Genomic DNA, 25,292 nt, shown 5'->3' with positions numbered 1-25,292 from the left:
ACCGACCGTCGCCCTGCCAGGAGGATCAGTTATCAGTCCCGTACCCAGCCAGGCCCGGCACACGACGCTGCCCGGCCGCCAGTAGGACACCACGATCACGGAATGGTCAGGTCCACGTCAAAGATTCTCTCTTCACAGCCGCACGCCGCCGGCAGCGGCAAGCCGGACTCCACAAAGATCAAATAACCGCTGTCGTGACGCCGGCAGGCCAAGGATGATGCGGCTGCGTGAAACGCTTCGAACACACCAGCACTGCACTTCTGGAGGGGCCCATGTCCTGGTCAGCCGGCCACAGCGCGGTCGAACACGAAGACCTGCCGAAGCTTCGTGACCTTCTCGATGACGGCTACGACATCGAGGACGACAACGGGGACGGCTGGACGGCTTTGTCGCGAAGCTGATCGGACCCAAGAAGCGCTGGAGGGCGTACAAGGCGCGCGTCAAGGAGCTTCCCGAGAACTACCGCACGGCTGCCGAGGCGATCGAACAGCACCTGATGCACTTCGTGCCGAGTCGCTGTTGATGTCCAGGTCGCTGTTGATGTCGGTCGTGGTCAGAACAGCCCGTGCCACGTCTGCTCGATGACGACCGTCCGCCAGTTCTCGACGTCGCCCAGGGCGGTCGGGTCGAGGGCGGCGAGCCGCTCCTGGAAGGCGGCGACGGCGGCGCCTGCCTCGGCGGGGTTCATGCCGTCCATCTGCTCGCGGGTCTCGACGAGCAGGGCCAGGGAACGGTCGAAGGCGGCGACGGACTGGTTGACGAAACGGCCGGTGCCGGAGCGCGGGTGGACGGCCCAGACGGAGCCGAGCCAGGGTTCGGCGCCCCGGCACTGGACGGTGACGGCGTAGAGGCCGTCGGAGCCGATGCGGACGTGACCGGCCAGGGTCTCGAGGGCCTTGGCGGAGGCCTCGGAGTCCCGGGCCCGGAGATGGGTGGCGGCGTCGGTGAACAAGCCGCCGGGCGGGGGTGCGTCGGGGCGGTCGGCCGCGAAGAAGAAGGGGATGTCAGCGGGGAGGCCGGCCTCGGTGAGGGTGGCGGCGGCCGACGGGGGAGCTCGGTGCCGGTGACGGCGCCGGCGTCGTAGCGCAGTACGCCGTCGGCGCCCAGGGCGTCGGCCAGCTCTTCGCCGAGGTCTTCATCGCTCAGGGGTTCCGCCGGGGCGATGCCCGAGGGCAGGGGCAGACGATGCGGGCGGGGCGGGGGCTGCTGGCCGGCGGCGTGGTGCATGGACTGGACGCTCTCGATGAGGACGGCGACGCCTTCGGCGCGCTCGTCGGTCCGCATGCCGTAGTCCTGGGTGCAGGAGAAGGAGGCGTTGGGGAAGGCGCCGGTGATCAGCTCGCCGGTGTAGCCGCCGGGCAGCAGGCTGGGCCGCAGATCGGTGTGTACGGCGACGACGTTGCCGGCCGGCACGCCCATGCGCTGGAGTTCGGCCCAGACCTGGTACTCGGCGGGGGCCGGCCCGGGGCGGAGGTGCGGAAGAAGGTGCTCTCCTCGCCGTTGGTCGGGTCGACGTACGAGAAGACGGCCGTGTTGCCCGGACCGGTGACCGGCGGGGCGGCGGAGGCGTCGGCTCCCGAGCCGTGCTTGGCCTGGTACATGCGGACGACTTCGTCGGCCGGCACCGAGGGCCAGACGGTCAGCTCGCCGGTGCGCCGGTCGACGGCCCCGGAGGCGTTGCCGAAGTGGGCGGGCGGCGGCGCCCGGTGACCGGGTCCACCTCGACAGGCGGCGGCACCGCCCACACCACCCACCCCAGGTCGAACTCCTGGATGCCGACCCGGCGGTGCTGCTCCTGCGGGGCGTGGCCGTTGAGCCAACGCTCGGCGGTCGCGACTGCTTGCGCCTGGCTGATCACGGGGAAGGGCTCCTTCTCACGATTACGCCATGGGGCAACGGACGAGGCTATCGGTTGATCCGCAGGGCCTGGGCCCCGCGCTCGGTGGCCAGCAGCAGTACGCCGTCGGGGGAGAGGTCCGCGCCGGTGAACGGCAGGTCGCAGACCACGGCCGCGACGACCTGCTCGGCGGCGCGGTCCCAGACGCGTACGTAGTCCGAGCCACGGCTCAGCGCGAGCGGCGCGGCTGCCCGCTCGTCCTCGTCGGGGCGCACGACGGCGGCCGGGTCGAGGTCGCCGAGGGGGGCCGCGTCGTCCAGTCCGAGGACCTGGACCGACACGTCCTCGCTCAGCGGAAGCGCACCCGGTGTGCCGCCGGGAACCACGAGCACGGCGACGCGCACGGCCTCGCCGCCGGCCCCGGCCCCGGTCTCGGACCCGGCTTCGGGCTCGGCCTCCGCATCCGCCGCCTGCAGCGTCCCCACCGTTACCGCGCTCACCCCCGGCACCGGCACGCTCCACAGCGTCCGCCACGGCAGCGGCAGCCCCAGGGCCTGCACGGCCTCCGCGTAGTCCCGCAGTCCGTCCTCCACGAAGGCCGACTCCAGCAGCGCCGCCCGCAGCAGCTCCGGCGCCTGGGTGCGGGTCAGCAGGGGGGCGAGCCTGCGGTACGTACGGGCCGGGGCGCCCAGCGCCTCCAGTGGCACGGCGTCCACGGCGGCCCGCAGGGCGACCGGGTCGGCGTAAATGAACAAGGCCGGGTCGGTGAGGAGTTGGGGCAGCAGCCCGGCGGCGAGGGCGTGGCCGGCGATGTAGTCGCGGACGTACGGATCGGCCTTGGCCCAGTTCTGCTCGGGCACCTGCTCCAGCAGGGCCACCGCGAGCTGCGCCTGGGCGGCGCGGCCGCCGTCGGGGAAGCCTGAGCGGATCTCGGCGGCCAGGGCGGGGTGCAGGAGCTTGAGCAGCGTACGGCCGTCATCCGCGTCCGCGTCCGAGCCGGCGTCCGCGTCCGGGTCGCCGTCCTCGGGCTCGACGGGTGCGACATAAGGCCCGGCCAGTGCCATTGACCCTGCGATGACCTCGCTCATCTCCCGTCCTGCGAGCGCGCTCGCCAGCGGTGCCCACAGCTCGACCGGCAGTCCCTCGCCCTCGGCGAAGGCCAGCGGCGCGAGGATCTGCCGCAGCAGCTCCGGCGCGGCGCCCAGGCGGCGTGCGTGCAGGTCGAGGGCCTCGCCGATGCCGCCGGGCAGCAGCTTCTCGTCCGACGGGTCGAAGTCCTGCGGGTGCATCAGAATGCCGTTCACCGCGAGCTCCACGGTCAGCCGGCCGGCCCCGGCGCGGCGGGCGATCGCCTCGGCCAGCGCCCGCCGCGCAGCCGGGTCAGAGGTGAAGGGCAGCTCCGGCGCACCGAATCGAGGGTCGAGCAACGCGTCAGCCTGGAGCACCAGCCCTTCCGGGTCGGCCCATTCGGGCTCGTCCAGGTCGATGATCTGCGCGGTCCCCGGCGGCAGGCCGGCGGCCAGCTCGGCGGCCAGCTCGCGCGGTAGGTCGGCGAGCAGCCGTACGGTCCCGGTCGCCGCGAGCGGCCGCAGCACCTCCCGCACCAGCCGGGCCGGCTCGTCCACGACCCGCAGCGCCCCGGCCCGGTCCACGTCCGGCACGACGACGGTCACCGGCGTGTCCAGCGCGGCCAGTTCGGCGTACACGTCCTCGGTCTTCGAGGCCTTGAGTTCGAAGTAGTCCGCCAGCACCCACAGCACCTGCGCCGCCGTCAGCCCCTCCGGCACCGCCACGGCCGGCGCGGGCAGGTCCGGCGGCACGATCGCCGGGTCGAGCTCGTCCAGCGGCAGCCGCTCGCGGTACTCCGGGTCGCACAGCATCAGGAAGCCGGTCAGCAGCCGAGACACCCCGCTGCCCGAACTCCCGGTCAGCAGGACGCATCTGGGCGTCCCCGGTCTGTCCATCCGCCATCCGGCCAGCGCGCGCAGCGCGGCCGTCCGGCCGCCGATGTGCGGATGCGGTTCGTACTGGCCGCCCATGGCTTCTGCCGCCCTTCGCTGTCAGATCGTTCGTCACATGTCAGTGGGTTCGGTACGTGCGGTACCTGGGGACGCTGATCCTATGGTCATGGTTTCAGCCCCGAACGCCTGGCACTATGACATGTGCACGTACTTTCTGAGACGGGGGCGCACCCATGAGCATCGAGCGCGATGCGCGCGAGGTCGCCGACGACCTGATGGAGGACGCCAAGGACCCGGTCCAGGCCGTCCAGTTCCACAAGGGCCTGCGCACTCTCCGTGGCAACCCCACCCACTGCGCCCGCGTTCGCGCCGGGGGACGATCTGGCGGTCCAGCGATCCACCGATTCAACGCGGAATCCTGAACGGTACCCAGAGTAAATCTGTGACATGCACGCGCCGACGGCGCTGCCGCACCGTCGGTGAACTGCCGGTGCGCCAGTACCGACCGCAACCGCAATCACCTTACGCAGAGGGGGAGTTGTGCCACAGGGCGGACTCAAGACGGCAACCGACGTTCTCGACTCGGAGGGCTCCAACTTTACAAGCATGGGTCAGTCCTTCAGCGACGCGCTGACCCGTCTCCAGGACAACCTGACCCGCTTGGAGGGGGACGGCACGCCTCCGTGGGGCGATGACGACATCGGCGAGAAGTTCGGCGTCGTCTACACCGGCGTACGGGACGGCATGTACCAGTCGATGGAATATCTTTCGACCAAGCTGGGGGCCATCGGCGACGCCCTGCAGACCATGGGCCAGAACCATGACTCCAACGAGTCGTTCACCAACGCCCTCATGCAGCAGGAGCAGGCGGACGAACAGGTCCAGGGCACGTCGATCGAGCAGTTCAAGTCGCCGAACGTCGCCGTCTGATTTCTCGGTTTCCCAGCGCAACACAGCACACCACGGGGGAGTTACCGCATGTCCATCATGCTGCCGGACTGGCTTGAGTGGGTTCTCAACGAGATGCTCGGCATGGACTGGCCGATGGCGGACGAGGACAAGCTCATCGAGTCCGCCGACCACTGGCGGCAGTTCGCCTCGGACGTGCAGCAGATCCAGTACGCGGGCGTCACCTCGGCCGGCAATGTGATGTCCGAGAACTACGGCGACTCGATCGACGGCTTCAAGGACACCTGGGACAAGTTCTCCGGCAACGGCTCCGGGTACCTGGACGACGCCCAGACCGTCGCCCTGGTCGTCGCCGGCGTGCTGGACGCGGCGGCGGCCATCGTGATCGCGGCCAAAGCCGCGGTGATCGTCCAGTTGGCCATCCTCGCCTCCGAGATCATCGCGGCCCAGGCCGCCGCCCCGTTCAGCTTCGGCCTGTCCGAACTGACGGTCGCCGGGGCGACTCAGGCGACACGGCTGATCGTGCGCCGGATCCTGAAAGAGCTCAAGGACGCCCTCATCGAGGCGGTCGTCGAGGCCATGAAGGAGCCCGCGATCTCCGCCGTCGAGGCGATGATCACCAACTTGATCACCCAGTCCCTGAACGTCAGCTTCGGTGCCCAGACGAGCATCGACGTCGGCCAGGCGATCAAGACCGGCACCGACGCCGCCGTGGATCAGATCAAGAACACCCCGCAGACGATCGGCGAGGGCCTCCGCGACGGCCTCGGGGAGCGGGCCGGGCACCACGTGCACAACGCGGCCGGCCACGGGTCGAGCAGCGGGCACGGGGACGGGCACGACGGGGACGGCGACAGCGGGGGCGCGAGCCCCGGCGGCGATGGCAATGGCGGAAGCAATGACAGCCCGGACTCGTCCTCGTCGTCGACCGGTTCGAATGCGAGTCCGAGCACGAGTGAGAGACCGAACAGCGGTTCGGGCTCGAATGCGAACGCGAACACGAACACGAATGCGGGCCCGAGCACCACCAGCCATGCCGATACGTCCACGTCCACGACGTCCACGTCGCCGAACGGGACCCCGGGCAACGGCGACGGCTCCTCGAACCCCTCCGGCTCCCCCAGCACGACGACCCCGGACTCGACGCCCTCCACCACCCCCACGCCGGACAACGCCCCCGCCCGATCCGACTCGAACCCCTCCCCGCTGCCGTCGGACACCCCGGACAGTTCCACGACGCCGTCGGCCGCCGCGAGCACCCAGGACAGCTCCACGACGCCGTCGCCGGCCGCCGCGAACACCCCCGGCGGGTACGCCCCCAGCCCGTTCGACCCGCCGTTGGCCACGGCGGACCCGGGCACGTCGGCCCCGAGCTCCGGCGCGGGTCCCGGCCCCGGCGACGGACCGGTGTCGTCCCCCATCCAGCGCACGCCGTCCGCCGATTCGCTCTCCGGGCCCAACTCGACCACGCACACGCCTGTTTCGCACTCCACGGGGGCGTCCGACTCCTCCTCCGTGCGTACGGTCTCCGACAGCTTCACCGGGCCCGACCTCAGCCAGACCTACACCCCCGGCCACCAGAGCCCGGACTCCGGCTCCACGAGCCACGCGTCCCAGTCGCCCAACTCGGGCATGCCCTCCAGCCCCAACCTGGACAGCGTCGGCCCCGCCCCCTCCTCCCGGCCGGCCACCAACGGCCCGAGCACGCCGACGGCGACCCCCGCCGGCGGTTCCCCGCTCAGCGGCCCGAGCATGACGGCCACCGGCACCGCCTCCCCGTCGTCGTCCAACTCCACGCCGACCCGGACTCCCACCCCGGCGAGCACCCCGGTCACGCGCCCCAACCCGACCGGCGGCTCCAACACCGGTACGGGTACGGGTACGGGTACGCCGAGCCGGGGCGCCACCCCGGCCGCGACGCCGACGACGAACTCGACACCGTCCTCGACCCCGGGCACCACCCCCAGCACCGGCTCCGGCTCCAACTCGGGTGCGAGCACGAGCACAACCACCCCGGCGAAACCCAGCGGTACCCTGGGCCGAAACGCTCCGCCGAGCGCGACGCCCACGCCCGGCGCGACGCCCACGCCGGGCACTCCGCAGACCCCGTCCACGCAGTCCCCGGCCCAGAAGTCGCCCGACCGGCCCGCGGCCGACACCGGCAACCGCCAGCAACCGCCGTCGGGTCCGCCGAACTCGCAGAACCCGGCCAACTCGCAGAGCCAGCACACGGTCCCGCCGCCCGTCCACGTCCACGCCACCATCCCGGGGCAGTCCACCGGCCACCCCCAGCAGAACCAGCCCGGCGGCACCCCCCAGGCGCCCCCACGCCCGGCCTCCGACTCCCGCCCCTACGGCCAGCCCGGTGGCGTAGAGGGTCCGCGTCCCGACGACCAGCACAACCTGGAAGCCAGCGTCCCCCGGGACGAGAACGGCAACCCGGTCCGGCACCCCGACCCCATCGACGGGTCCTGGACGCAGAACATCAACGGCACCGACCCCGGCGAGCCGGGCCGCAACAACAACTGCGTCGACACCGCCCTCTCCACCGTCGACACCTACTCCGGCAACCCCACCGCCGCCGCCTCCCGCACCCCCGACACCGACGCCGACGGCAACCCCTCCGACCGGGGCGAGACCGGAGGCCGCGACCGCATCGAGAACACCCTCGGCGCACAGTTCTCCGACATGGGCAACGGCCGCGACGCCTTCACCAACCTGGAATCCACCCTCCGCGACTCCGGCCACGGCTCACAGGCCGTCATCATCACCTCCGACTCCAACGGCCGCGCCCACGCCTGGAACGCCGTCAACCACAACGGCGACATCACCTACATCGACTCCCAGACCGGCCAGCGCTCCAGCACCCCCCTCCACAACGGCGACAACGGCGTCTTCGCGGTCCCCCTCAACCGCGACCGCCGCCCCGTCGCGCCTGTGCCCACGAGCCCGGCCGCCGGCTCCAACCGCCCCGACAGCCGTTCTGCGACCACGGAGCGCCGCCCGGATGCCACTCCCGCTGCCAGAGGTGACAAGCGCAACCGGGTGGAGATATCCGACGAGAGCAGCGACACGGACCGAGAGGAGGGCCGCAGCGCCAAGAGACCCATGATGGACCCCGACGATCCCGACCAGATGGACGCCGAAGATCCCAGGGACATCGATGCCGTCGGCTCCCCAGGACCCGACAGCGACGCCAATCTCGAAGCCGACGATGACTCCAGATCCGACGATGACTCCGAATTCGAGGATGACTCCAAATCTGACGATGAATCCGAAGTCGAGGATGACTCCAGATCCGACGATGAATCCGAAGTCAAGGATGATTCCGAATTCGATCACCCCCTGCCCCCGGCGAGGCAGGACTCGCAACTCTCGGACGACTCCCAGGCAACGCAGACTCCGGCGGGCTCGGCGGATAGCACCCGCGAGGAACGCAACAAATCGCTTCCGGACTTTGAAACGCCGATCGACCCGCAGGCCAACCTGGGTCCCGACGACGAGCAGGTCATGCTCCGCGCGGACAGCCCGGTCTACCGGATCGACCTCGACCCGGTGCACGACCGAATGCGGGTGTGGGCCGACGAGGGCAAGCTGAAGACCCTTCTGCAAGATGCGGGCACCCAGAAGGCCGCGGCTGACGCGGCCAGGCAGGCGCAGAAGGACGGAACAGCGCCCCCCAACGCGACCATCCCGTCGACCGCGTTCACGGAAACCCAGCTGAAGAATATCCTGGGACCGGACTTCGCCAGCATGAACGATGGCCAGCGAATGGCGGTCGTCGCCACCCTGGCCCGGATGAGCCAGGTCTTCCACGAAAACCAGGGCGTGGGCCGCAGCCCGGAGTCGCCCCGGGATGGTGAGAGCGCATACAAGGGTGCGCCTGATCTCCTGCCGACCAAGACGAAGCCGGCGCGTCCAAACCCGATCACTACCGTCGAGCACGGATCGGCGGTGGCGAAGGACCGCGCGGAGGCCACGGACGCAGTCCCGCCGCAGCACCGCCAGAAGGGCAGCCCTGCCGAGGTTGCCCTGACCGACCTCAAGCAGCGTCGCGAAAAGAATGCCAAAGCCACGTTCATAGCAAGCGACATCAAGAAGATGCTCGCCGACGCCAACGGTCACACCCCCGACTTCACGGGCAGGAACTATGCCGTGGTCGAGGTGATGGACGGCCAGGGGAAAAGTACCTACGTGGTGGACGCCTCGTTTCCCGCAGGCGGAAATGCGTATTCGCCACGGCACTCCGAACGGCACCTGCTGGAGTGGGTGGACCGGCTCAACGCGAGCAAGGTGACCGCCAGCGAGAGTCCGTACACGATTGCGGGGCTGTACACGGAGCGGGAACCCTGCGGCAAGGGCGACGGGCACCAACACTGCTCCGCCCTGCTGAACGAGCGGACGAAGGGTCTCCCTGTCTATTACTCGACGACCTACCGTACGGACACGGCCGGTCGGCCCGCCCGAGAGGCAGAGAGGAAGCGGCTTCGCGGGGGGAACAAGCAGCTGACGCCCGACCAGATCAGCAGACAGGTCAAAGAGGTCAGGACGCCGAGCGAGAAGCTCATGGCCGACGAGATGAACCACCACCTCAACGCGGTCGCCGAGCTGTGGGCCAAGACCCAGGCCTCCAGGTATCCTCGCCCCGCAACGCCGTCTGACCCGCGCCGGAAGGACCGACCCATATGACCGACCCGGAAGCGGCGCTCGAACCGACGTCACCGGACGAGGCCGCCGACCGGCTCCTCCAGCGGTGGCACGACGGGACGCCCGGCCAGCAGTGGACACACCTGGTGGACGGAGACGGGCTCGGCGACGGGCGCACGGTCCTGGACCGCGTACACGACGGGGTTCCGGACAGCGTCCTGCTCGATGTGACCGGGCTGACGTGCGAGGCGGTACTGCGGAGGGTGTCGGAGCTGGTGGGCGTCGACCCCGGCGCGGCAGGCGGCTCCAACTGGCTGAGGGACATGCGCAAGCTGACCGGTCGCCGGCTCGTGCTGCTGTCCTGCGTGCACCGGATGGGCGGGACGCGGCGGTCGTACGAGCCGGAGCGCCTCCTTCGCGGGATTCTGCCCGCCCTGTGCACCCCGGAGGGCCTGCACGTCGTGGCCCAGCTGCGGACGACCGTGCTGCTGGAGCCGTCCGGCACCGGGCTTCAGGTGACCGGCACGGGCATGGGCACCGGCCAGCCGCGCCAGGGCATCCCGGAGGCGCTGCGTGCCCTGGCCCTCGCCGAGGCACGGGTCGTACCGCTGGATCTGTGGGCGGAACTCGCTCTGGCACTGGGGCTCGAAGACCAGGACCAGGAGGCCCTGAGCCGGCTTGTCGAGCAGTCGCCGCAGTGGTTCGCCGTCCACGAGAGCGGTGTGGCCTTCGCGGATGAGGGCCTGGCCGAGGCGATCCGCGAGCAGACCGAGCCCGAGGTCGTCACGGGGGTCGGCGAGCGCATGCTGGACCGGCTCCGTGCCCTCGCACCACAGCTGCGCCACGCCGAAGGCTGGCCGGCCGCCGGGCCCTCGGGGGAGTACGCCGCCGCCGCACTGGCCATGCACGCCGTCCAGGCCGGCCGCTTCGAGGAACTCCTCGCCGACGGCGGCACTGTGGCGTACATCCCGCAGACCTCGCTGATGGACGCCGCGCGCAACGCCGCCCCCGGCTTCGGGGCCGCCCCCGGCAACACGGCCGCCGCCGACGCGATGTACCTGTGGCCGTACGGGGTGATCCCGCCGCGGCAGACCGAATGGGCGTCCTGGCTCCAGCTGATGGCCACCGCCCGCAACGACCACGCCTTCGCCGCCGCGATCGCCGATTCGGGGCTGGAGCTGCCCTGGAAGGCGAAGTGGACGCAGTGGCGCCCGCCGGGCGGCTACCACCTGCGCTACCTCCTGCCAGGAGCGGACGGGCTGGCCGAGGTGCGCTGGCAGGGGCGCCCCGCCGTGGCAGGCCTCCACAGCTGGACGGAGCAGATGACCATCCGGGACCTGGCCACCGGTGAGCTGCTCGCAGGCCCGTGGGAGGGCGGGGACATCCCGGCGGAACACCACGCCGATCTGACCTGGCCGCCCGGCTCGGAACACGACGGCCAGGGGCCCGTCACCTTCGACGACCTCGACGACGCCGTGCCCGACGGCAAGGACGTCCACCACGCTCTGCTCCCCAGCCCTCCCCTCGCGGTCGGCGAACTGGTGATCATCGGCGGCACCGGCGGCGTCTTCGCCGTCGAACCTGCCAACGGGACGGAGTTCACCGGCCTCAACTCCCCGAACACCGCGCCGCTTTCCGGCCCGTACGCCGCCGCCGACGAGACCACCCCCGTGGACGCCCCGCCGCCCGGCCCGGCCGACCTCGCCGAGATCTACGGACCCGACGCGATCCGTGTCTTCGCCGCCGACGAGCTCCCCGCCACGCTCAGCGACGACGCGGCGCGGCGCACCCTGACCCGGTTCGGCCTGCCCGACATGGACGACCAGTGGGGGCTGGGAATCTCGCCTTCGGGCGATCACGGTTTCGACGTCCTCGCCGAAGTTCCCTGGCCCTCGGACCCGGGCATCGAGGCCCCCGACGAGACCGGCCCCTTCCTCCAGATCGGCTGGTGGATGGGCGGTGCACTTGTCGTCGACGGCCCCACCGGTCACGTACTGCGGATCCCCACCGAGCCCGAGGAAGGGCACCTTGCGGCTCTTCCAGCGGCGTGCGGTCTGGAGAACTTCCTCACCATGGTGGCTCTGTGGATCACCGGGCTGCGCACCAAGGCGGCCATCGAGGACGATGACGAGACGTACTTGCTGACCCAGCACGTGCTGGGCGCCCTTTGGGTCGTCGACAACACGGGCGGCGACGCGCCGGCCTGGTCGTATGTCTTCCACAACGATTAGCCCCGGGCTTTCACTTGGGGTCCGTCCGGATCATGGGCGGGAACGCGAAAGTGCCTTCTGAGCGTGGGACGATGAACCTTGTCTAGGGGCAATGCCGTTGCCTTTGCTGTAGGCGTACTGTGCTTGGCAGTTCGTCCCGGGGGTGGTTCGGATGGCTGCGAGTGTGTCTGACTTATCGGGTCTCGGCCTGTTGACCTGGGTGTATCCGCCAGGCTTGGTGGACCGGGTGGTGACGGCGTGCGGCCGTGCCGAGCGACGTCAGCGGCTGCTTCCCGCGCGGCTGGTGGTGTACTTCGTGCTGGCGTTGGCCCTGTTCTCACCTGCCCCGTATCTGGAAGTGATGCGCCATCTCGTCGAGGGCTTGCGGGGCTCGGGGCTGCTGGGCAACTGGCGTGTTCCGGCGAAGTCCTCGCTGTTCAGGGCCCGGCAGCGGCTGGGCTCCGAGCCGCTGCGGGTGCTGTTCGCCACGACCGCGAAGCCGATGGCGACCGAGGCGACGCCCGGCGCGTTCTGGCGGGGCTTGCGGCTGCTCGCCGTCGACGGCACGTGCTGGGACGTCGCGGACAGTGAAGCCAACGAGACTGCCTTCGGACGTCCGGGCAGTGGCCGCGGGTCGGGCAGGAGCGCGTTTCCGCAAGTGCGGATGGCAGCTCTGGTGGAGATCGGCAGCCATGCGGTGCTGGACGCGGAACTGGCCGGCTGCCGCACCGGGGAAGTCACTCTGGTAGGCCGCCTGCCGCGTTCGACCGGCCCAGGTCAGCTGGTCCTGGCCGACCGTGGGTTCCTTGGCGTCCCGTTGTGGCAGGCGTTCACCGCCACCGGCGCCGACCTGCTGTGGCGGGTGCCCGCCAACCGCGTCCTGCCCGTCACCAAACAGTTCCGCGACGGGTCATGGCTCTCACACATCAGAGCGAGCGGCGGCCCGGCCCGCAAGGAGCCGGTTGTGGTCCGTGTCCTGGCCTACCGGCTCAAGGACCGGGCCGGTGAGGGTGAGACCGACGACTATCGCCTGGTCACCAGCCTGCTGGACGCCCGACGGTATCCTGCCCGGCAGCTGGCCGCGCTCTACCGCGAACGCTGGGAGATCGAGTCCGTCTTCGCCGAGATCAAAACCCATCAGCGTGGCGCACGCGTCGTGCTCAGCAGTAAAACACCCGACGGTGTTCACCAGCAGATCTGGGCACACCTGCTGGTCCACCACGCTCTGCGGGAACTCATGCTGAGAACGGCTGCCACCCGTGGCCTGGACCCTGACCGGGTCTCCTTCACCGAAACGCTGCGCTCTGCCCGGCGCAGCGTGACCGTCACGCCGGGCAGTTTTTCCCCCTGACCTCCTGGTCAGAGCACTGGTGATGCTCGAGCAGGACCTCCTGGAACGGCTCCTGCCCGTCAGACGCCTCCGCAGCCAGCCCCGCGTGGTGAAACGCAAGATGTCCAACTACCGCCTCAAGCGAACTGAACACCGTTCCTGGCCACAGCCGACCCGCACCGGACCTCAAGCGGTCCTCATCACAAGACCCCAGCCCGCAAGCCCGTAACGCAACGGCATTGTGTCTAGGGGTTCGGTCGGTCCAGGCGGAAGGCACTTTCTACATGCAGGGTATCGGTTCGCGTCCCAAGCTCCATGTCTCTGCTGACGGTGCGGGGGTGGTTGGTCGCGCCGTGCGCGGCTACTGGCTGATCTTGCCGATGCCACCGGGCTGATCAGCTCGTACTCCACCGCGTTGAGTCCACTTCGGCCACGCGGTACTGGTGATGACCCGGGCCGGATCGCCACTGATCTCGCGGTGATGGTGGCGGATGGCGGCGAGGCGATCGCGGATCTGGCCGTGCTGCGGGACCAGGGCGAGGTGTTCGGCCCGGTCGCCTCGATGCCGACTGCCTGGCGGCTGCTGGCCAATGTCGACGAACGTGTACTGGACCGTCTGCGCTCAGCCCGGGCTCAGGCCAGGGAAGTGGCCTGGCTGCAGGCATCCGAAGCCCGCTGCGGCATACCGGCGGCGAAAGCCGGCGGACGGGAACTGCCCGGGCTGATCCTGGACATCGACGCCACGCTGATCACCTGCCACTCCGAGAAAGAGGCGGCCGCACCCACCTAGAAGGGGCGGCTTCGGCTTCCATCCCCTGCTGTGTTTCCTGGCCAACACCGGCGAGGGCATGTCCGGGCGGCTGCGGCCCGGGAACGCCGGAGCAAACACCGCCACGGATCACATCGCGGTGCTGGACGACGCTCTCGCGCAGATCCCCGACGCCCACCGGCACGGCACCGACATCCTCGTCCGCACCGACAGCGCCGGATCCGCGAAAGCCTTCCTCACCCACGTCCGGGACCTGCGGACACGGGGAATCCGCACCTTCTTCTCGGTGGGATACGCGGTCACCGAACCGGTCCGCCGTGCGATCCGGGCCCTGCCCGAGCAGGTCTGGCACCCGCCCTGGACCAGGGCGGCACCCTCCGCGCGTCCGCCGAGGTCGCCGAACTCACCGGCATGACCGACCTCGCCGGCTACCCGGCCGGCACCCGCATCATCGTCCGCCGCGAACGTCCCCACCCCGGAGTCCAACTTTCGCTCTTCGACCAGGACGAGGGCCTGCGGCACCAGATCTTCCTCACCGACACCCCGTTCACCTCCGGCTCGGCCCAGTTCCTGGAGGTCCGCCACCGCGGACACGCCACCGTCGAGGACCGCATCCGGTGCGGCAAGGGCACTGGCTTCGGACGCTTTCCCTCCCGCCGCTTCCCGGTCAACGCCGCCTGGCTCGAACTCAGCCTCGCCGCGATCGGCCTCCTCGCCTGGACCCGCGTCCTCCTGCTGGACGGCGAACTCGCGACTGCCGAACCCAAGAAACTCCGCTACCGGATCCTGCACGTCGCCGCCCGGATCACCCGGGGTGGCCTCCGCCTCCGCCTTCGGATACCGGCGACCTGGCCCTGGCGACATGAACTCGCCGCCGCATTCCACCGCCTGGCCGCACTGCCCCCCAGCTGACTCGCCGTCCCCGCCCACCCTCGACTCAAGGACCTCGGAGAACCCGACCCCGCGCCGGGCCCTCACCATGCCCACCGGCGGACACGGCCTCAAACGACCTCGCTCAACCGCCCAGCAGCCACAACTGAAACGCCGAGGCTAACTCCAGGTCCGCAGTCCTGGCTGCGTCGACCAGTCGACGCAGCAGGTCGTGGTCGGTGACGAATCCTTCGACAGCGGCGCGCTGAGCCCAGATCAGGCCGTCGTAGCCGGGGCCCGGGTCGATGCCGGGCTGCGAGGCGATCGTCGTGGGCCCGCAGGCCCTTTATCTAGGGGTGGTTCGGGTGTGAGGGATGTTTGTTTGGGTTGTCACCTGCGGGGATGGTGTCGGGTGAACTGCGGGGTGGGGGTGGGGGAGTGGTGGTTACGTTCGGCACGTGGAACGGATCTACGTAGGGGAACGGGCTGTCTCTCCGGCAACGGGCGTGACCCGGTGGGTGGTGGTCGATTCCCGGACTTACGGCCTGCAGACCGAGGCGGTGGCCTGTCTTGCTTCGCTGCGGGCCCGGGACTGCTCGCCGAACACTGAGCGCGTCTACGCCGGCAGAGTCGCCCTCTACCTGAACTACTGCCTGATGCGGCGACTGGACTGGAAGACGCCGGGCTTCCTCGGGCTTGCCGGGCTGCAGCAGTGGCTCGTCGAGGCACCTCTGCCGTCCCGCCGCGGTGAGGCCCGGCCGGGGCCGAGCCGGTTCCGTTCCCGGGCGACGGCGAACGCGGTGATGACAGCGGTGGCGGAGTTCCTCCGCTTCGGCGCGACGCACGGCTGGGTGCCGGCCTCCACGACCGCCCTGCTGTCGGAGCCGAAACTGCTGCGCTTCACTCCACCCGGCTACGACACAGGCGAGTTCGGCCAGCGACGCGAGGTGCAGGCAGCCTCATTCCGGTTCAGGATCGCTGAGCCGGGCTACGAGGACCTCAGCGACGAGCAGATCCGCCACATGATCACCATCGCCCCGAGAGCGCGGGACCGATTCCTGGTAGCGCTGCTGGCCTGTACCGGTCTGCGGATCGGTGAGGCGCTCGGTCTGCACCGTGGCGATATGCACCTGCTGGCCTCCTCGCGCGCGGTGGGCTGTGGGGTCGAAGGCCCTCACGTGCATGTTTGCCGCCGCACCGACAACCCCAACCGGGCCCTGGCGAAGTCCCGCTTCTCCCGCATGGTGCCGGTCACCGCCGAGCTGGTCGCGCTGTACACGGACTATCAGTTCGAGCGGGACCGGGTGGACCAGGCCGCGGAGTCGGAGATGGTCTTCGTGAACCTGTTCCGCCCACCGCTGGGCGGCGCCATGTCGTACCCGAACACCAAGGAGATGTTCGACCGCCTGGCCCGTTCCGCGGGGCATGCGTGCCGCCCGCACATGCTGCGTCACTCGGCGGCGACCCGATGGCTGCGCGACGGAGTGGACCGGGATGTGGTGCAGCGGCTGCTGGGCCACGCCTCACCGCTGTCGATGGAGCGCTACCGCCATGTCGACGACGCCGAGGCACGCGCCGCCGTCGAGCACGTCGACTCCCTCAAGGAATATCCGTGAGCCTCACCTCCGTGACCGCACTGGTACCCGCACCGCGCACCGCTGTCCCGCCGGACTCCGACGTGGCAGGGTGGGGGCCGTGGCTGAGGGCTCGCCTGGACCCCGTCTGGCGGCCTACCGAGTGGCGGACGGACTGCTGGCTGTTTACCGGCAGCGTCCATGAGCCGCGGAGCTCGGTGTCGCTGTGCCGCACGAACGTGTGCGACACCGTGGTCTCCCCAGCAGGGATCTTCTGCCCCTTCTGCAAGGAACAACAGAAGACGTCGTTCCAGCCCGCCGAGGAGTTCGCCCGCACCTTCGTGCCCGAACGCAACCGGGTCTCTTTCGGCGGGGTCCCGGAGCAATGCGGCTTCAGTAAGGACGGGCAGCGCTGTGTCCGCCCACGCCACTGCAGGCAGTTGTGCCTCACGCACTACACCCAGTGGAAGACCCACACCCGCCGGAAGCACCCCGGCCGGTGGGAAGACACCACAGCCCCCTACACCGACACCCCAGCCTGTCCAGCGCCCGCCTGCCCGCTTCCGGCCCTCTACGGCCGGGGCCTGTGCCGTCACCACGCGAAGCGCTTCCGCGAACACCGCCGTTCCCACCCCGACGCCCTGGCAGCCCCGTGGGCTGCGCAGCAGCCCCCATACCTCGCCCCGCACCAGTTCAGCCTCCTCCCTCTGCCCGAGCCGCTGCGCCTTGAGGTCCTCTACGGCCTGCAGCACGCAGAACCCTGGCTGCGGATCTTCGAGCCTTCTCAGGTCCGCCGCATGGTCCGCGACCTTGCCGGCACCGCCACACTCGTCAGTGCCGTCACCGACGAGCAGATGTGCCCGCGTTCCAACGTCGCCGTCCTCAGGCTCCTCACCCGCGTCCGCACCGCGGTCCAGGCCGCCCACGCCGAATACACCGGAACAGCGCCGGCCAAGGACGACATCCTGGACCTGCGCGCGCTGGGCCAGCGGTCCCGCACACCGGCGGGAATCAGAACCCCCAAGACCGTCGACCTGCGCACCATCAAGCAACGCTGGCTGCGCGATCTGCTGCGCACTTGGACGGTTCAGCAGCGCCCCGGAGCGGACGAGTTCGGCCGCACGCTGCGCGGGGTGGAGCTCGCTTCCCGGGCCCTCGCGCCCCGCCCGGGCAGCGACGACCCCGCACGGCTGCGCTACGACGACGTCACCGCTGTGGTCGAGTCGTTCCGCACGGCGCTCAAACTGGACGGCGAACCCGCCGGCTGGAACTACCGGATGTCCATCGCGAGCCACTTTTTCGCCCTGATCGACTACAGCCGGCGCTCCGGGACCACCGAAAACCTCTCAGCCGCCTTCGTCCGCGACTCTGCCACCCACCGGATCGCACAAGAGGAAGCCAACGAGGACGAGATCGGCAAAGCCATCCCCGAGCCGGTGATCCGCCAGCTCGATGCCCACCTCGACCTCCTCGGACAGGGCAAGGCCCGAGGCCAGCGCACCCTCGCCCCCGCAGACCTGCAGCTGATGTACCGCACCCTGTACGTCCTGCTCAGGGACACCGGGCGACGACCCCTGGAAGTCCTCTCCCTGCCCCGGGACTGCCTGGAGACCCGCAACGACCAGATCTCCCTGATCTGGAACAACCACAAGACCCGCCGTCACCGCCGACGCCTGCCCATCACCACGTCCACCGCCGACAGCATCCGTACCTGGAGAGCTCGCCGCGACCAGCTCCAGCCCACCCTCCCGCCAGCCGGTACAGCTTTCCTCTTCCCCGCCCTGACCCATCTCGCCACCCGCCCCTACCTGCACACCAGCTATCTCGGCGAGACCCTGCGCCACTGGGTCGACTCCATCCCCGATCTCCACGGCGAAGGCGCCGACGTACACGGCAACCCCCTGCCCTTCGACCGGGCCCTCATCTACGCCTACGCCTTCCGTCACTCCTACGCACAACGCCACGCAGACGCCGGAACCCCCCTCGACGTCCTGCGCGAACTGATGGACCACAAGTCCGTCAGCACCACCCAGCGCTACTACACCGTCTCCCTCAAACGAAAACGCGACGCCGTCACCAAACTCTCCGCACACGTCGTCGACAACCACGGCCGACCCAGCCCCTGCTCCGAATCCGCATACGAACTGCGCTCCGTCGCTGTCCCCTACGGCGGCTGCACCGAACCCAGCAACGTCAAAGCAGGCGGCAGCTCCTGCCCCATCCGCTTCCAATGCGCGGGCTGCGGCTACTACCGCCCCGACCCCTCCTACCTCACAGTGATCGAACAGCACATCAACGAACTACGCGCCGACCGCGAAACAGCCCAGGCGATGGAAGCCGCCGAATTCGTCACTACCGCCCTCACCGCCCAGATCAGCGCCTTCGAGCAGGTAACCGACCGCATGCGCCGCCAACTCGCCTCCCTCCCCGACGCCGAACGCCAGGAGATCGAGGAAGCCAGCGCCATCCTGCGCAAAGCACGCGCAGGCACCCACACCCTCCTGCCCCTTACCGTGATCACGAGGACGAACCCGGCATGAACCCCCGCGGCAACGCGCACACCCTCGTCCAGGCCCGCCGCCGCGACAGCCTCGACAAACGCCAGCGTGTCCTCACCGCCCTCGCCACTCTGGAACAACAGGGCCAGAAGATCACGCACACCGCGGTCGCCCGCACCGCCGGCGTCTCCACCTGGCTCACCTACACCGAAGGCATCCGCGAACACATCGAAGCCGCCCAGCAGCGCCAGCAACCCTCAGCCTCCAGACCCGCAGACACCCGAACGCCCAACGCGACGCTGCGCACAGAACTCGAACTGGCCAGGCAGGAGGTCCGAGACCTTCGGGAAGAGAAGGAGCGGATGCGGCAAGCCCTCCGACATCAGCTCGGACAGCAACTCGACGCCCTCGGCACCAAGGACCTGGCCGAACGCCTAGACCAGCTCGCCCGAGAGAATCAGCGACTCCAAGACACGCTTCGACAGGCAACCGAAGACAACCACGCCCTTCACCGTCAGGTGACGAGCCTCGATCACCACGAGCATCCCGTCGTTCCGTACGACTTCGAGGAGACACGGGAGGTGTGGACGGTGCACGCCCGCATTGACGCGGACGCTCTGGCCGCCCAGGCGGAGGCGTATGCCGATGTCGACCGAGACGCGCTGGAGGAGTTCGAGGATGTGCCGGTGGGCAGGATGTCGTTCGTCAGGGTACGGATGTTCGGTTCCGACCATCCCTGGCACGCCATGGATGATTACACCGGCGACCTGGCCCACATCGGCCTGGCCGTCTTGGACCGCGACTCCGGCGAGTGGGCCCCCGACTTCGAAGAAGCGCTCGCGCACCCGGTTGGCGATCTACTGGTAATGGACCGCGTCGTCTTGGAGCCGGCCTGGCGCGGGTTCGGCCTCAGGCCGGTGCTTGCCGGGACGGCGATCCGCCGCCTGTCCGAAGGGTGCGTGGCGGTCGTCTGCCAGCCGGCACCGGCCGACGGCCGCAAGTTGTCCAAGACGGGACGCCGTGAAGCCAAGGTCAAGCTCGCGGACACGTGGTCCCGCATCGGCTTCATCCCTTTCCGCGAAGATACCTACTTCCTGGACTGCCACCTGCAAGGCCCCCAGGATCTCCTTGCCGAACGCCAGAGCGATCTTGAAGCCCTTTCACATGCCTGGCGTACCCACCCGCATCCCTGACCTCGCAATTCCATCGGCGCACCGCTGGGGACCACGTTCAGGCCCGGGTGAGGTAACTGAACCTGCCCACTGAGTGGAGCACGGTCGTCCGTCTCCGATCAGGCGCCCCCTACTCTCGCGGACGGCCTCGACCACCGGGCAGCCTCGTGGCCGTGGAGCCCTTGCTGTCCGCTTGGCCACCACCGTCCGGCGTGGAGCCGACGTGGTGTCACGCCGGAAGGTGGTAGTAGCTGCAGGGTGATTAGGAACTACCGTTGCTGTCTCCTTCGGAGTTGGGACGGTCGTCGGAGTCGGTGCGGTTACGGACCTTGCCACGGATCCAACCGGGGGCTGCGGCCGTAAGCAGCACAGCGATCCCGGCGATGTAGTCGGGGAACGCGTCGGCAAGCACAGATAGATGGAGCATTGAAGGCTTGGACACGTGGCGAGCGAGCGTGCCCCTGCCGCCCGCCGTGTGTCCGTCACCTCCCAGGAACGGAAGACTGCACAGCGTGCAGCTTGTTGTGAGACGGAGATGCGACCTGTCGGCCCGGGCACGCGGGTCCTCCAGTGGCGGTCTCGTTCAGCGCCTCACCAGGGTGGCGGGAGGTGAACCGCCCCGGGTTCGGTAGAGAACTCAGATGGTGGCTGTGACCTGGTGTTTCGGGGTTGCTCGGTAGTAGTTGGCTTCGTATTCGACGGGCGGGATGTGCCCTATCTCACCGTGGAGTCGGCGGTGGTTGTACCAGTCGACCCATTCGGCGGTGGCGAGCTCGACGTGCGAGAGCGTCTTCCAGGGCCGCTGGGGCTTGATGGCTTCGGTCTTGAACAGGCCGATCGTCGATTCCATGAGTGCGTTGTCGTAGGCGTCGCCGACCGAGCCGATCGAGGCCGCGATCCGGGCCGCGTCAAGATGGTCGGCCAGGCGGAACGAGGTGTATTGCGACCCGGCATCGGAGTGGTGAATCAGCTCGCCTGGCACGGGCGGACGGCCGTCGCGGTCGCGCTGCCACAGGCCCATGTCCAGGGCGTCCAGAACGAGTTGGGTCTCCTTCGACATCGAGGCGGACCAGCCGACGATGCGGCGGGAGAAGGTGTCCACGACGAAGGCGACGTAGACGACGCCGGCGGAGGTGGCGATTTGGGTGAAGTCCGCCACCCAGCACCGGTTCGGGGCCGTGGCGACGAAGTCGCGGTCCACCAGGTCCGGGGCCCGGGTCGCGGACGGATCGGCGATGGTCGTGATCACCTTCCTGCCGCGCACAGCCCCGGTGATACCGGTCTCGCGCATCAGTCGCTCAATGGTGCAGCGGGCCACCGCATGGCCCTGGCGGTTCAGGGCCCGCCAGATCTTCCGGGCCCCGTAGACGCGGTAGTTGGTCTCGAAGACCTCATGGATCAGGGTTTTGAGTTCCTCGTCGCGCACGCTGCGGGCGGAGGGAGTTTCCTGGCGCTTCTTGTGGGCGTAGTAGGTGGAAGGGGCGATCTTGCAGTCGTGCGTGGTCAGCACGCGGCAGATCGGCTCGACACCGCCGAAGCGGTCCCGGTGCTCGTCGATGAACGCTACGAGCGCAGGTGTGGCCGGTCGAGCTCGGCCGCGAAGAAACTCGCCGCGGCCTTCAGGATGTCGTTCGCCCGCTTCAGCTCGGCGACTTCCTTCTTCAACGCCTTGACCTGTGCGGATTCCTCACTGGTGATGCCGGGACGGGAGCCGGCGTCGATCTGGTCCTGGCGGACCCACTTGCGCAGCGTTTCGGTAGAGCCGATGCCGAGCTTCTCGGCGACCGCCTTCATCGCGGCGGACTCGTTCGGGTAGTCACCGAGAACTTCGGCGACCATGCGCACCGCACGGCGGCGCAGCTCAAGCGGGTAGGAGGAGGGTCGTGCCATGACTCGATCCTTTCATGAAATCGAGTCCCTACCGAACCCGGGGCGGTTCAGAGGTCCCCGGGGCTGATCAATGAACGAGCTGTGCGAGTTCAGTCTGCCTCATGTGGGTGCCCATGCACCTTGCCTTCCTGGAACTTGGGACGATTTCCGAAGCCAGCCTCTTGATTTACGTCCAGTCGATGCCCAGCTCCCGCAGCGCATCCAGTTGCTCTTGGTCGAGCTTGTCCCGGCGCGATTTGGTGTTGCTGTACCAGATGCCGAGCTTGGTCTCGGTTCCATCGGGCAAGACCTCCACCGCCTTGCGGGGTACAGGCCGGTCTGCGCCTTCCCTCTCGACCCACTGCGTGAGGGCGGCTACGCCCCTGTGGAAGGCGCGGCTGCTTTCCCCAATGCTTTCCCGGCACCCCCCTTGGCCGCCGGGGCCGGGGTGGAGCTGTTCTGCGGGCGTCACGCCCAGCCTGGTCAGCCGTTCCTGCTGTTCGGCGGAGAGCTGTCTCCAGTTGCTCGCTTCTCTTTGCCGCGTGAGCCACCGCCCGAGGTCGTCGCCGTCCATGAGTACGCCGGGTGCGATGTGGGGCAGCACTCCACCGGCTTCGTCGGTGGCGAGGTCGGCGAGGTGACGGTGGTGGCGTTGCCAATCGAGGGGCCAGGGGCAGTTCCAGTCCGGGTCGATCTCCGCGAGCTGCGCGGCCCGGGTCTCCGCGCGCTGTGGATCCTTGCCGAGGCCGCCCCTGCGGCGGAGGTTGGCCATGTGCTGCCCGATGGGCATCAGGCCCTCAACTTCGCTCTCGCCCCAGACGGTGTCCTGGCGGGGTGCGAGGTGTCCGGTGGCCCGGTGGTAGGAGCGGAGTGCGGCGAGTTTGGTTTCCCATGCCTCCTCGCCCGGCTCCCACACCATCCCGGTCTCGTCGAGCAGCGTCTTGCGGTGGAGGCCGAGTTCGCCGACGCGCAGCGATTTCCGCTGCTGATGCACCCATCGGCCAAGCGGAAACGCCTTCGTCGTTCCGACCTCGGTCTCGACGTCATAGGGCACGGCGTACAGGCCGGTGATCTCGTTCTCGGCACGCCACCGGACCAGGGCCTGATAACCCTCGAGCCAGACGAGGGACTGGGGTCGGATGACGCGGCAGCGGGTGAGGGCGGCGATGTCGGCGGCGTCGCGGGGGGAGGCGAAGTTGACCACGACCGAGGTGACCCGGTCGGCCTCGTGCTGTGCCTGGCTGGTCTCCTCGGGCATGTCCCCGTTTTCCGGGCCGGCCCCGGCCGTGTGGGAGGGGTGGACGTGGATACGCCGACGTTCGGTGCCGCGGGTCAGGGCGCGGGAGGCGAGCTGGTCGACCATGCGCTCCGAGTGGGAGCGCAGGGCTTGGAGGATGTCGACCAAGGGCTGGTAGCTGGCCGAGGCGACCATGTCCCTCGGGTCCTCTCCGGGCTGGAGGAAGACGGGGATGATGATCCGGGCGGTCTTGGTCGTGCCGTCGGGGTTGGGGCGCAGGGCGCGTCCGATGTTCTGGACGACGTCGACCTGGGAGCTGCACGGCCGACGATGCACACAGCCTCGACCCCGCGTAGTCCGGTGATGTCGACCCCGACTCCGAGGGCCCGTACAGAAGACAGGAACGCCCGGTGCACCCGCCGGTTCTGGGCGTCGATGCCGTTGGCGAACCGGTGGATCACCGCACGCCGGTGCGCGATGGGATGGTCCCCGCACAGCCAGTCCGCCCATACCCGGTCCGCGGGCACATGACGGCCCATCTCCAACTCGTACAGCTCAGCGCCGATCGACGACGCGGGCATTTCCTCCGCACCGTCCAGCGCCGCCGCAGAGGCCTCAGCGGCGTACAACTCGGCGGCCGTGCGCGGCATCTGCTCGGCGAACGCCGCAGCTTCCTCCACCCGCTGGTGGAACACCATGGTGGTGTGCAGATTCTGCTGCGCCGCGTGCTCCAGCAGCGCGGCCTGGAGCATGGCCATGCGCCTGCCACGCAGCGCGTCCTCCGACAGCCCCAGGATCGGGTCAAGGGTCGCGGATCTCCAGCACGTCAATCTCGAACCCGCAAGGATCGGCCGTTCCACCGCCTCCGCCAGACCGAGATCGAAAATCCGGGTGCCATAGGTGCTGGAGTCGTCCTCCATCGACGCGATCACCACCTCCCGCCCGTCCCGGCCCCGCTGCGGCCGGGGCGCGGCGAGAATCCTTGGGGTGGCGGTCAGGTAGAGCCGGAAATCGACAGGGATCCGGGCGTTGTCGTGGATCGCCGCCCACGGCCGACCCATGTCCCCGGCCGTCATGTGCCCCTCGTCCAGAATGGCCAGGTCAAACGGAGCCATCCGCTGCCCGTACATCCGCTTCCCACCAGCCAGAGCCGATTCCAGCGGCCCAGGAACAGTCTTGCGACCAGCGACGTCGGCGGGATCCTCGCGATCCACCAGAGAGGCGTACGTGGCGAACACGACCACCGGCCCGTGCCCGGCCCACAGGGCGAGCTGGATCGGGTTGGTGGTGGTGCGCACCCCGAGCTGCTCCAGGACCTCGTCCTTGTCCACCGAGCAGACCGCGACCATCGGAGTGCGGTGCCCGACCCGCCGCCAGGACTGGGCGCTCTGCGACCAGGTCCAGCGTGGGCACCATCACCAGAATCCGCCCGTCCGGGAAGCACTCCAAAGCAGACGCAGCGGTGGTGATCGTCTTACCGGACCCGGTCGCGGACACCCCATGGCACGCGCCCCCTCCGGGCACAGGCGACCTTGTAGGAAATCCAGCCCACTTCCGGAAACTCGTTTTCTGGTCTACCTGGTGTTCTTTGAGTTTGATTGCAGGCATTTTTTGTTGCCTTTCCGCTGCCGTGTGCGTGTTCTTATTCTTGGCCGCTTTCCATTACCAGGTCTGACCATTGTTGGTTGCAGCGGACGATGTACTCGATGTCGCGCAGGTACAGGTCGGCGTGTCCTTTGGCGATGTGTCGGGCGAAGTTCGGGTCGCCGCCGGCTGCGGCTTCCTGCATGAAGGTCACGAGCGAACGCAGCCGCTCGGGGACTGTTGCCAGCGCCACCCGCCGCTGTGCGGGCGTACACCCGTAGGCGTCCAGGAACGTACGCGCCCGGCGCGCCTGCTGCTCGGTGTCACCGAACCCGTCGTGGTTGGCCGGGTCGGTGAGCGGCGCGAAGCGGTACAGCGCGTAAGCCAGGTCCCAGCACCGCGGCCCGGGCCGCGCGCCGTCGAAGTCGATCACCCCGACCGCGCTGACGCCGTCAAAGACACAGTTGTACGGGGCGAAGTCACCGTGGCAGACGACCTCCACAGGCTCGATCCGCGGCAACTGCCAGGCGAGGCATTCCTCAGTGGCCAGGGACACCGAGGCGTCATGCAACTGCCGCAGGAGCCGCGCTGCAGAGACCAGCGCGGACTCAGTGCGCACCTGCTTTGACAGCGGATAGTTGCCGACCTCGCCGGGCAGATAGTCGAAGACGTCCCTGCCCTGCTCGTCCACACCATGCCAGGCTGGTACACCCGCCACGCCGGCCTCTCGGAGCCGCTGCACCAGTACGCGTACGGCCGGGCTCCACGCCTGGGCAGGACGGCGCACCGTATCCCCGACCCGAACCACGCGTGTAACCCCACCAC

At 69.3% G+C, this 25,292-nt stretch carries 14 protein-coding genes and 4 pseudogenes; 11 read left to right on the top strand and 7 right to left on the bottom strand.

The annotated features are described in order from the left end of the window. Nucleotides 1-227 precede the first annotated feature (227 nt). Entirely contained in the window at nucleotides 228-401 is a 174-nt protein-coding gene (locus RWE79_RS00800; RefSeq protein WP_475938062.1) for an ankyrin repeat domain-containing protein, read from the top strand. Continuing rightward, nucleotides 377-523: a DUF1048 domain-containing protein gene (locus tag RWE79_RS00795; RefSeq protein ID WP_475945531.1), complete on the top strand. Its 147-nt coding sequence runs from the start codon at nucleotides 377-379 to the stop codon at nucleotides 521-523. The genes RWE79_RS00800 and RWE79_RS00795 overlap by 25 nt, the downstream gene beginning before the upstream one ends. 30 nt (nucleotides 524-553) lie before the next feature. On the opposite strand, the pseudogene RWE79_RS00790 reads toward RWE79_RS00795, so the two are convergent. From RWE79_RS00790 to RWE79_RS00775, 4 genes and pseudogenes are all read right to left on the bottom strand, one after another. Continuing rightward, nucleotides 554-1,027, bottom strand: a pseudogene (locus RWE79_RS00790) (SUKH-4 family immunity protein); the annotation flags it as partial. A 278-nt stretch (nucleotides 1,028-1,305) separates the two neighbouring features. Beyond that, nucleotides 1,306-1,419, bottom strand: a pseudogene (locus RWE79_RS00785) (SUKH-4 family immunity protein); the annotation flags it as partial. A gap of 220 nt (nucleotides 1,420-1,639) precedes the next feature. Then, complete coding sequence (locus tag RWE79_RS00780) at nucleotides 1,640-1,858, bottom strand: hypothetical protein (protein ID WP_475938061.1); 219 nt, start codon at nucleotides 1,856-1,858, stop codon at nucleotides 1,640-1,642. 47 nt (nucleotides 1,859-1,905) lie between these two features. Continuing rightward, nucleotides 1,906-3,876, bottom strand: a complete 1,971-nt coding sequence (locus RWE79_RS00775) for an ATP-binding protein (RefSeq protein WP_475938060.1) — start codon at nucleotides 3,874-3,876, stop codon at nucleotides 1,906-1,908. Between the two features lie 155 nt (nucleotides 3,877-4,031). Between RWE79_RS00775 and RWE79_RS00770 the strand changes: the two genes are divergently transcribed. The 9 genes and pseudogenes from RWE79_RS00770 (at nucleotide 4,032) to RWE79_RS00730 (ending at nucleotide 19,798) form a co-directional block, all read left to right on the top strand. Next, the gene (locus RWE79_RS00770; RefSeq protein ID WP_475938059.1) at nucleotides 4,032-4,220 is read left to right on the top strand and encodes a hypothetical protein; all 189 of its coding nucleotides are present in this window, start codon (nucleotides 4,032-4,034) and stop codon (nucleotides 4,218-4,220) included. A 184-nt stretch (nucleotides 4,221-4,404) separates the two neighbouring features. After that, nucleotides 4,405-4,728 carry a hypothetical protein gene (locus RWE79_RS00765; RefSeq protein ID WP_475938058.1) on the top strand — a complete coding sequence of 108 codons (324 nt, stop codon included), beginning with the start codon at nucleotides 4,405-4,407 and terminating at the stop codon, nucleotides 4,726-4,728. A gap of 48 nt (nucleotides 4,729-4,776) precedes the next feature. Beyond that, the gene (locus tag RWE79_RS00760) at nucleotides 4,777-9,396 is read left to right on the top strand and encodes a toxin glutamine deamidase domain-containing protein (protein ID WP_475938057.1); all 4,620 of its coding nucleotides are present in this window, start codon (nucleotides 4,777-4,779) and stop codon (nucleotides 9,394-9,396) included. Further along, a complete protein-coding gene (locus RWE79_RS00755; RefSeq protein WP_475938056.1) occupies nucleotides 9,393-11,585 on the top strand; it encodes an SUKH-4 family immunity protein in 2,193 nt (730 codons plus the stop codon). Before RWE79_RS00760 ends, RWE79_RS00755 begins: the two co-directional genes overlap by 4 nt. A 151-nt stretch (nucleotides 11,586-11,736) precedes the next feature. Continuing rightward, the gene (locus RWE79_RS00750) at nucleotides 11,737-12,915 is read left to right on the top strand and encodes an IS4 family transposase (RefSeq protein ID WP_475938055.1); all 1,179 of its coding nucleotides are present in this window, start codon (nucleotides 11,737-11,739) and stop codon (nucleotides 12,913-12,915) included. A gap of 263 nt (nucleotides 12,916-13,178) precedes the next feature. Continuing rightward, nucleotides 13,179-14,575 (top strand): annotated as a pseudogene (locus RWE79_RS00745) (IS1380 family transposase). A gap of 464 nt (nucleotides 14,576-15,039) precedes the next feature. After that, a complete protein-coding gene (locus RWE79_RS00740; protein ID WP_475938054.1) occupies nucleotides 15,040-16,149 on the top strand; it encodes a tyrosine-type recombinase/integrase in 1,110 nt (369 codons plus the stop codon). Further along, nucleotides 16,146-18,647, top strand: a complete 2,502-nt coding sequence (locus RWE79_RS00735) for a tyrosine-type recombinase/integrase (protein ID WP_475938053.1) — start codon at nucleotides 16,146-16,148, stop codon at nucleotides 18,645-18,647. The genes RWE79_RS00740 and RWE79_RS00735 overlap by 4 nt, the downstream gene beginning before the upstream one ends. After that, complete coding sequence (locus RWE79_RS00730) at nucleotides 18,644-19,798, top strand: DUF6262 family protein (RefSeq protein ID WP_475938052.1); 1,155 nt, start codon at nucleotides 18,644-18,646, stop codon at nucleotides 19,796-19,798. Before RWE79_RS00735 ends, RWE79_RS00730 begins: the two co-directional genes overlap by 4 nt. A gap of 616 nt (nucleotides 19,799-20,414) precedes the next feature. Here RWE79_RS00730 and RWE79_RS00725 read toward each other — a convergent pair. The 3 genes and pseudogenes from RWE79_RS00725 to RWE79_RS00715 form a co-directional block, all read right to left on the bottom strand. Next, nucleotides 20,415-21,667, bottom strand: a protein-coding gene (locus RWE79_RS00725) for an IS3 family transposase (RefSeq protein WP_475938051.1) whose coding sequence is annotated in 2 segments (ribosomal slippage) — nucleotides 20,415-21,385 and nucleotides 21,385-21,667 — 1,254 coding nt in all. Because the reading frame shifts where the segments join, the coding sequence is not laid out codon by codon here. A 166-nt stretch (nucleotides 21,668-21,833) separates the two neighbouring features. Continuing rightward, nucleotides 21,834-24,491 (bottom strand): annotated as a pseudogene (locus tag RWE79_RS00720) (helicase associated domain-containing protein). Between the two features lie 34 nt (nucleotides 24,492-24,525). Next, nucleotides 24,526-25,158, bottom strand: coding sequence for a phosphotransferase (locus RWE79_RS00715; RefSeq protein ID WP_475938050.1), 633 nt, complete (start codon nucleotides 25,156-25,158; stop codon nucleotides 24,526-24,528). Nucleotides 25,159-25,292 lie beyond the last annotated feature (134 nt).

This window comes from Streptomyces sp. RLA131, assembly GCF_056270125.1.
Note: the sequence above shows the minus strand (reverse complement) of the source record. Positions and strands in the feature narration are given on the sequence as shown.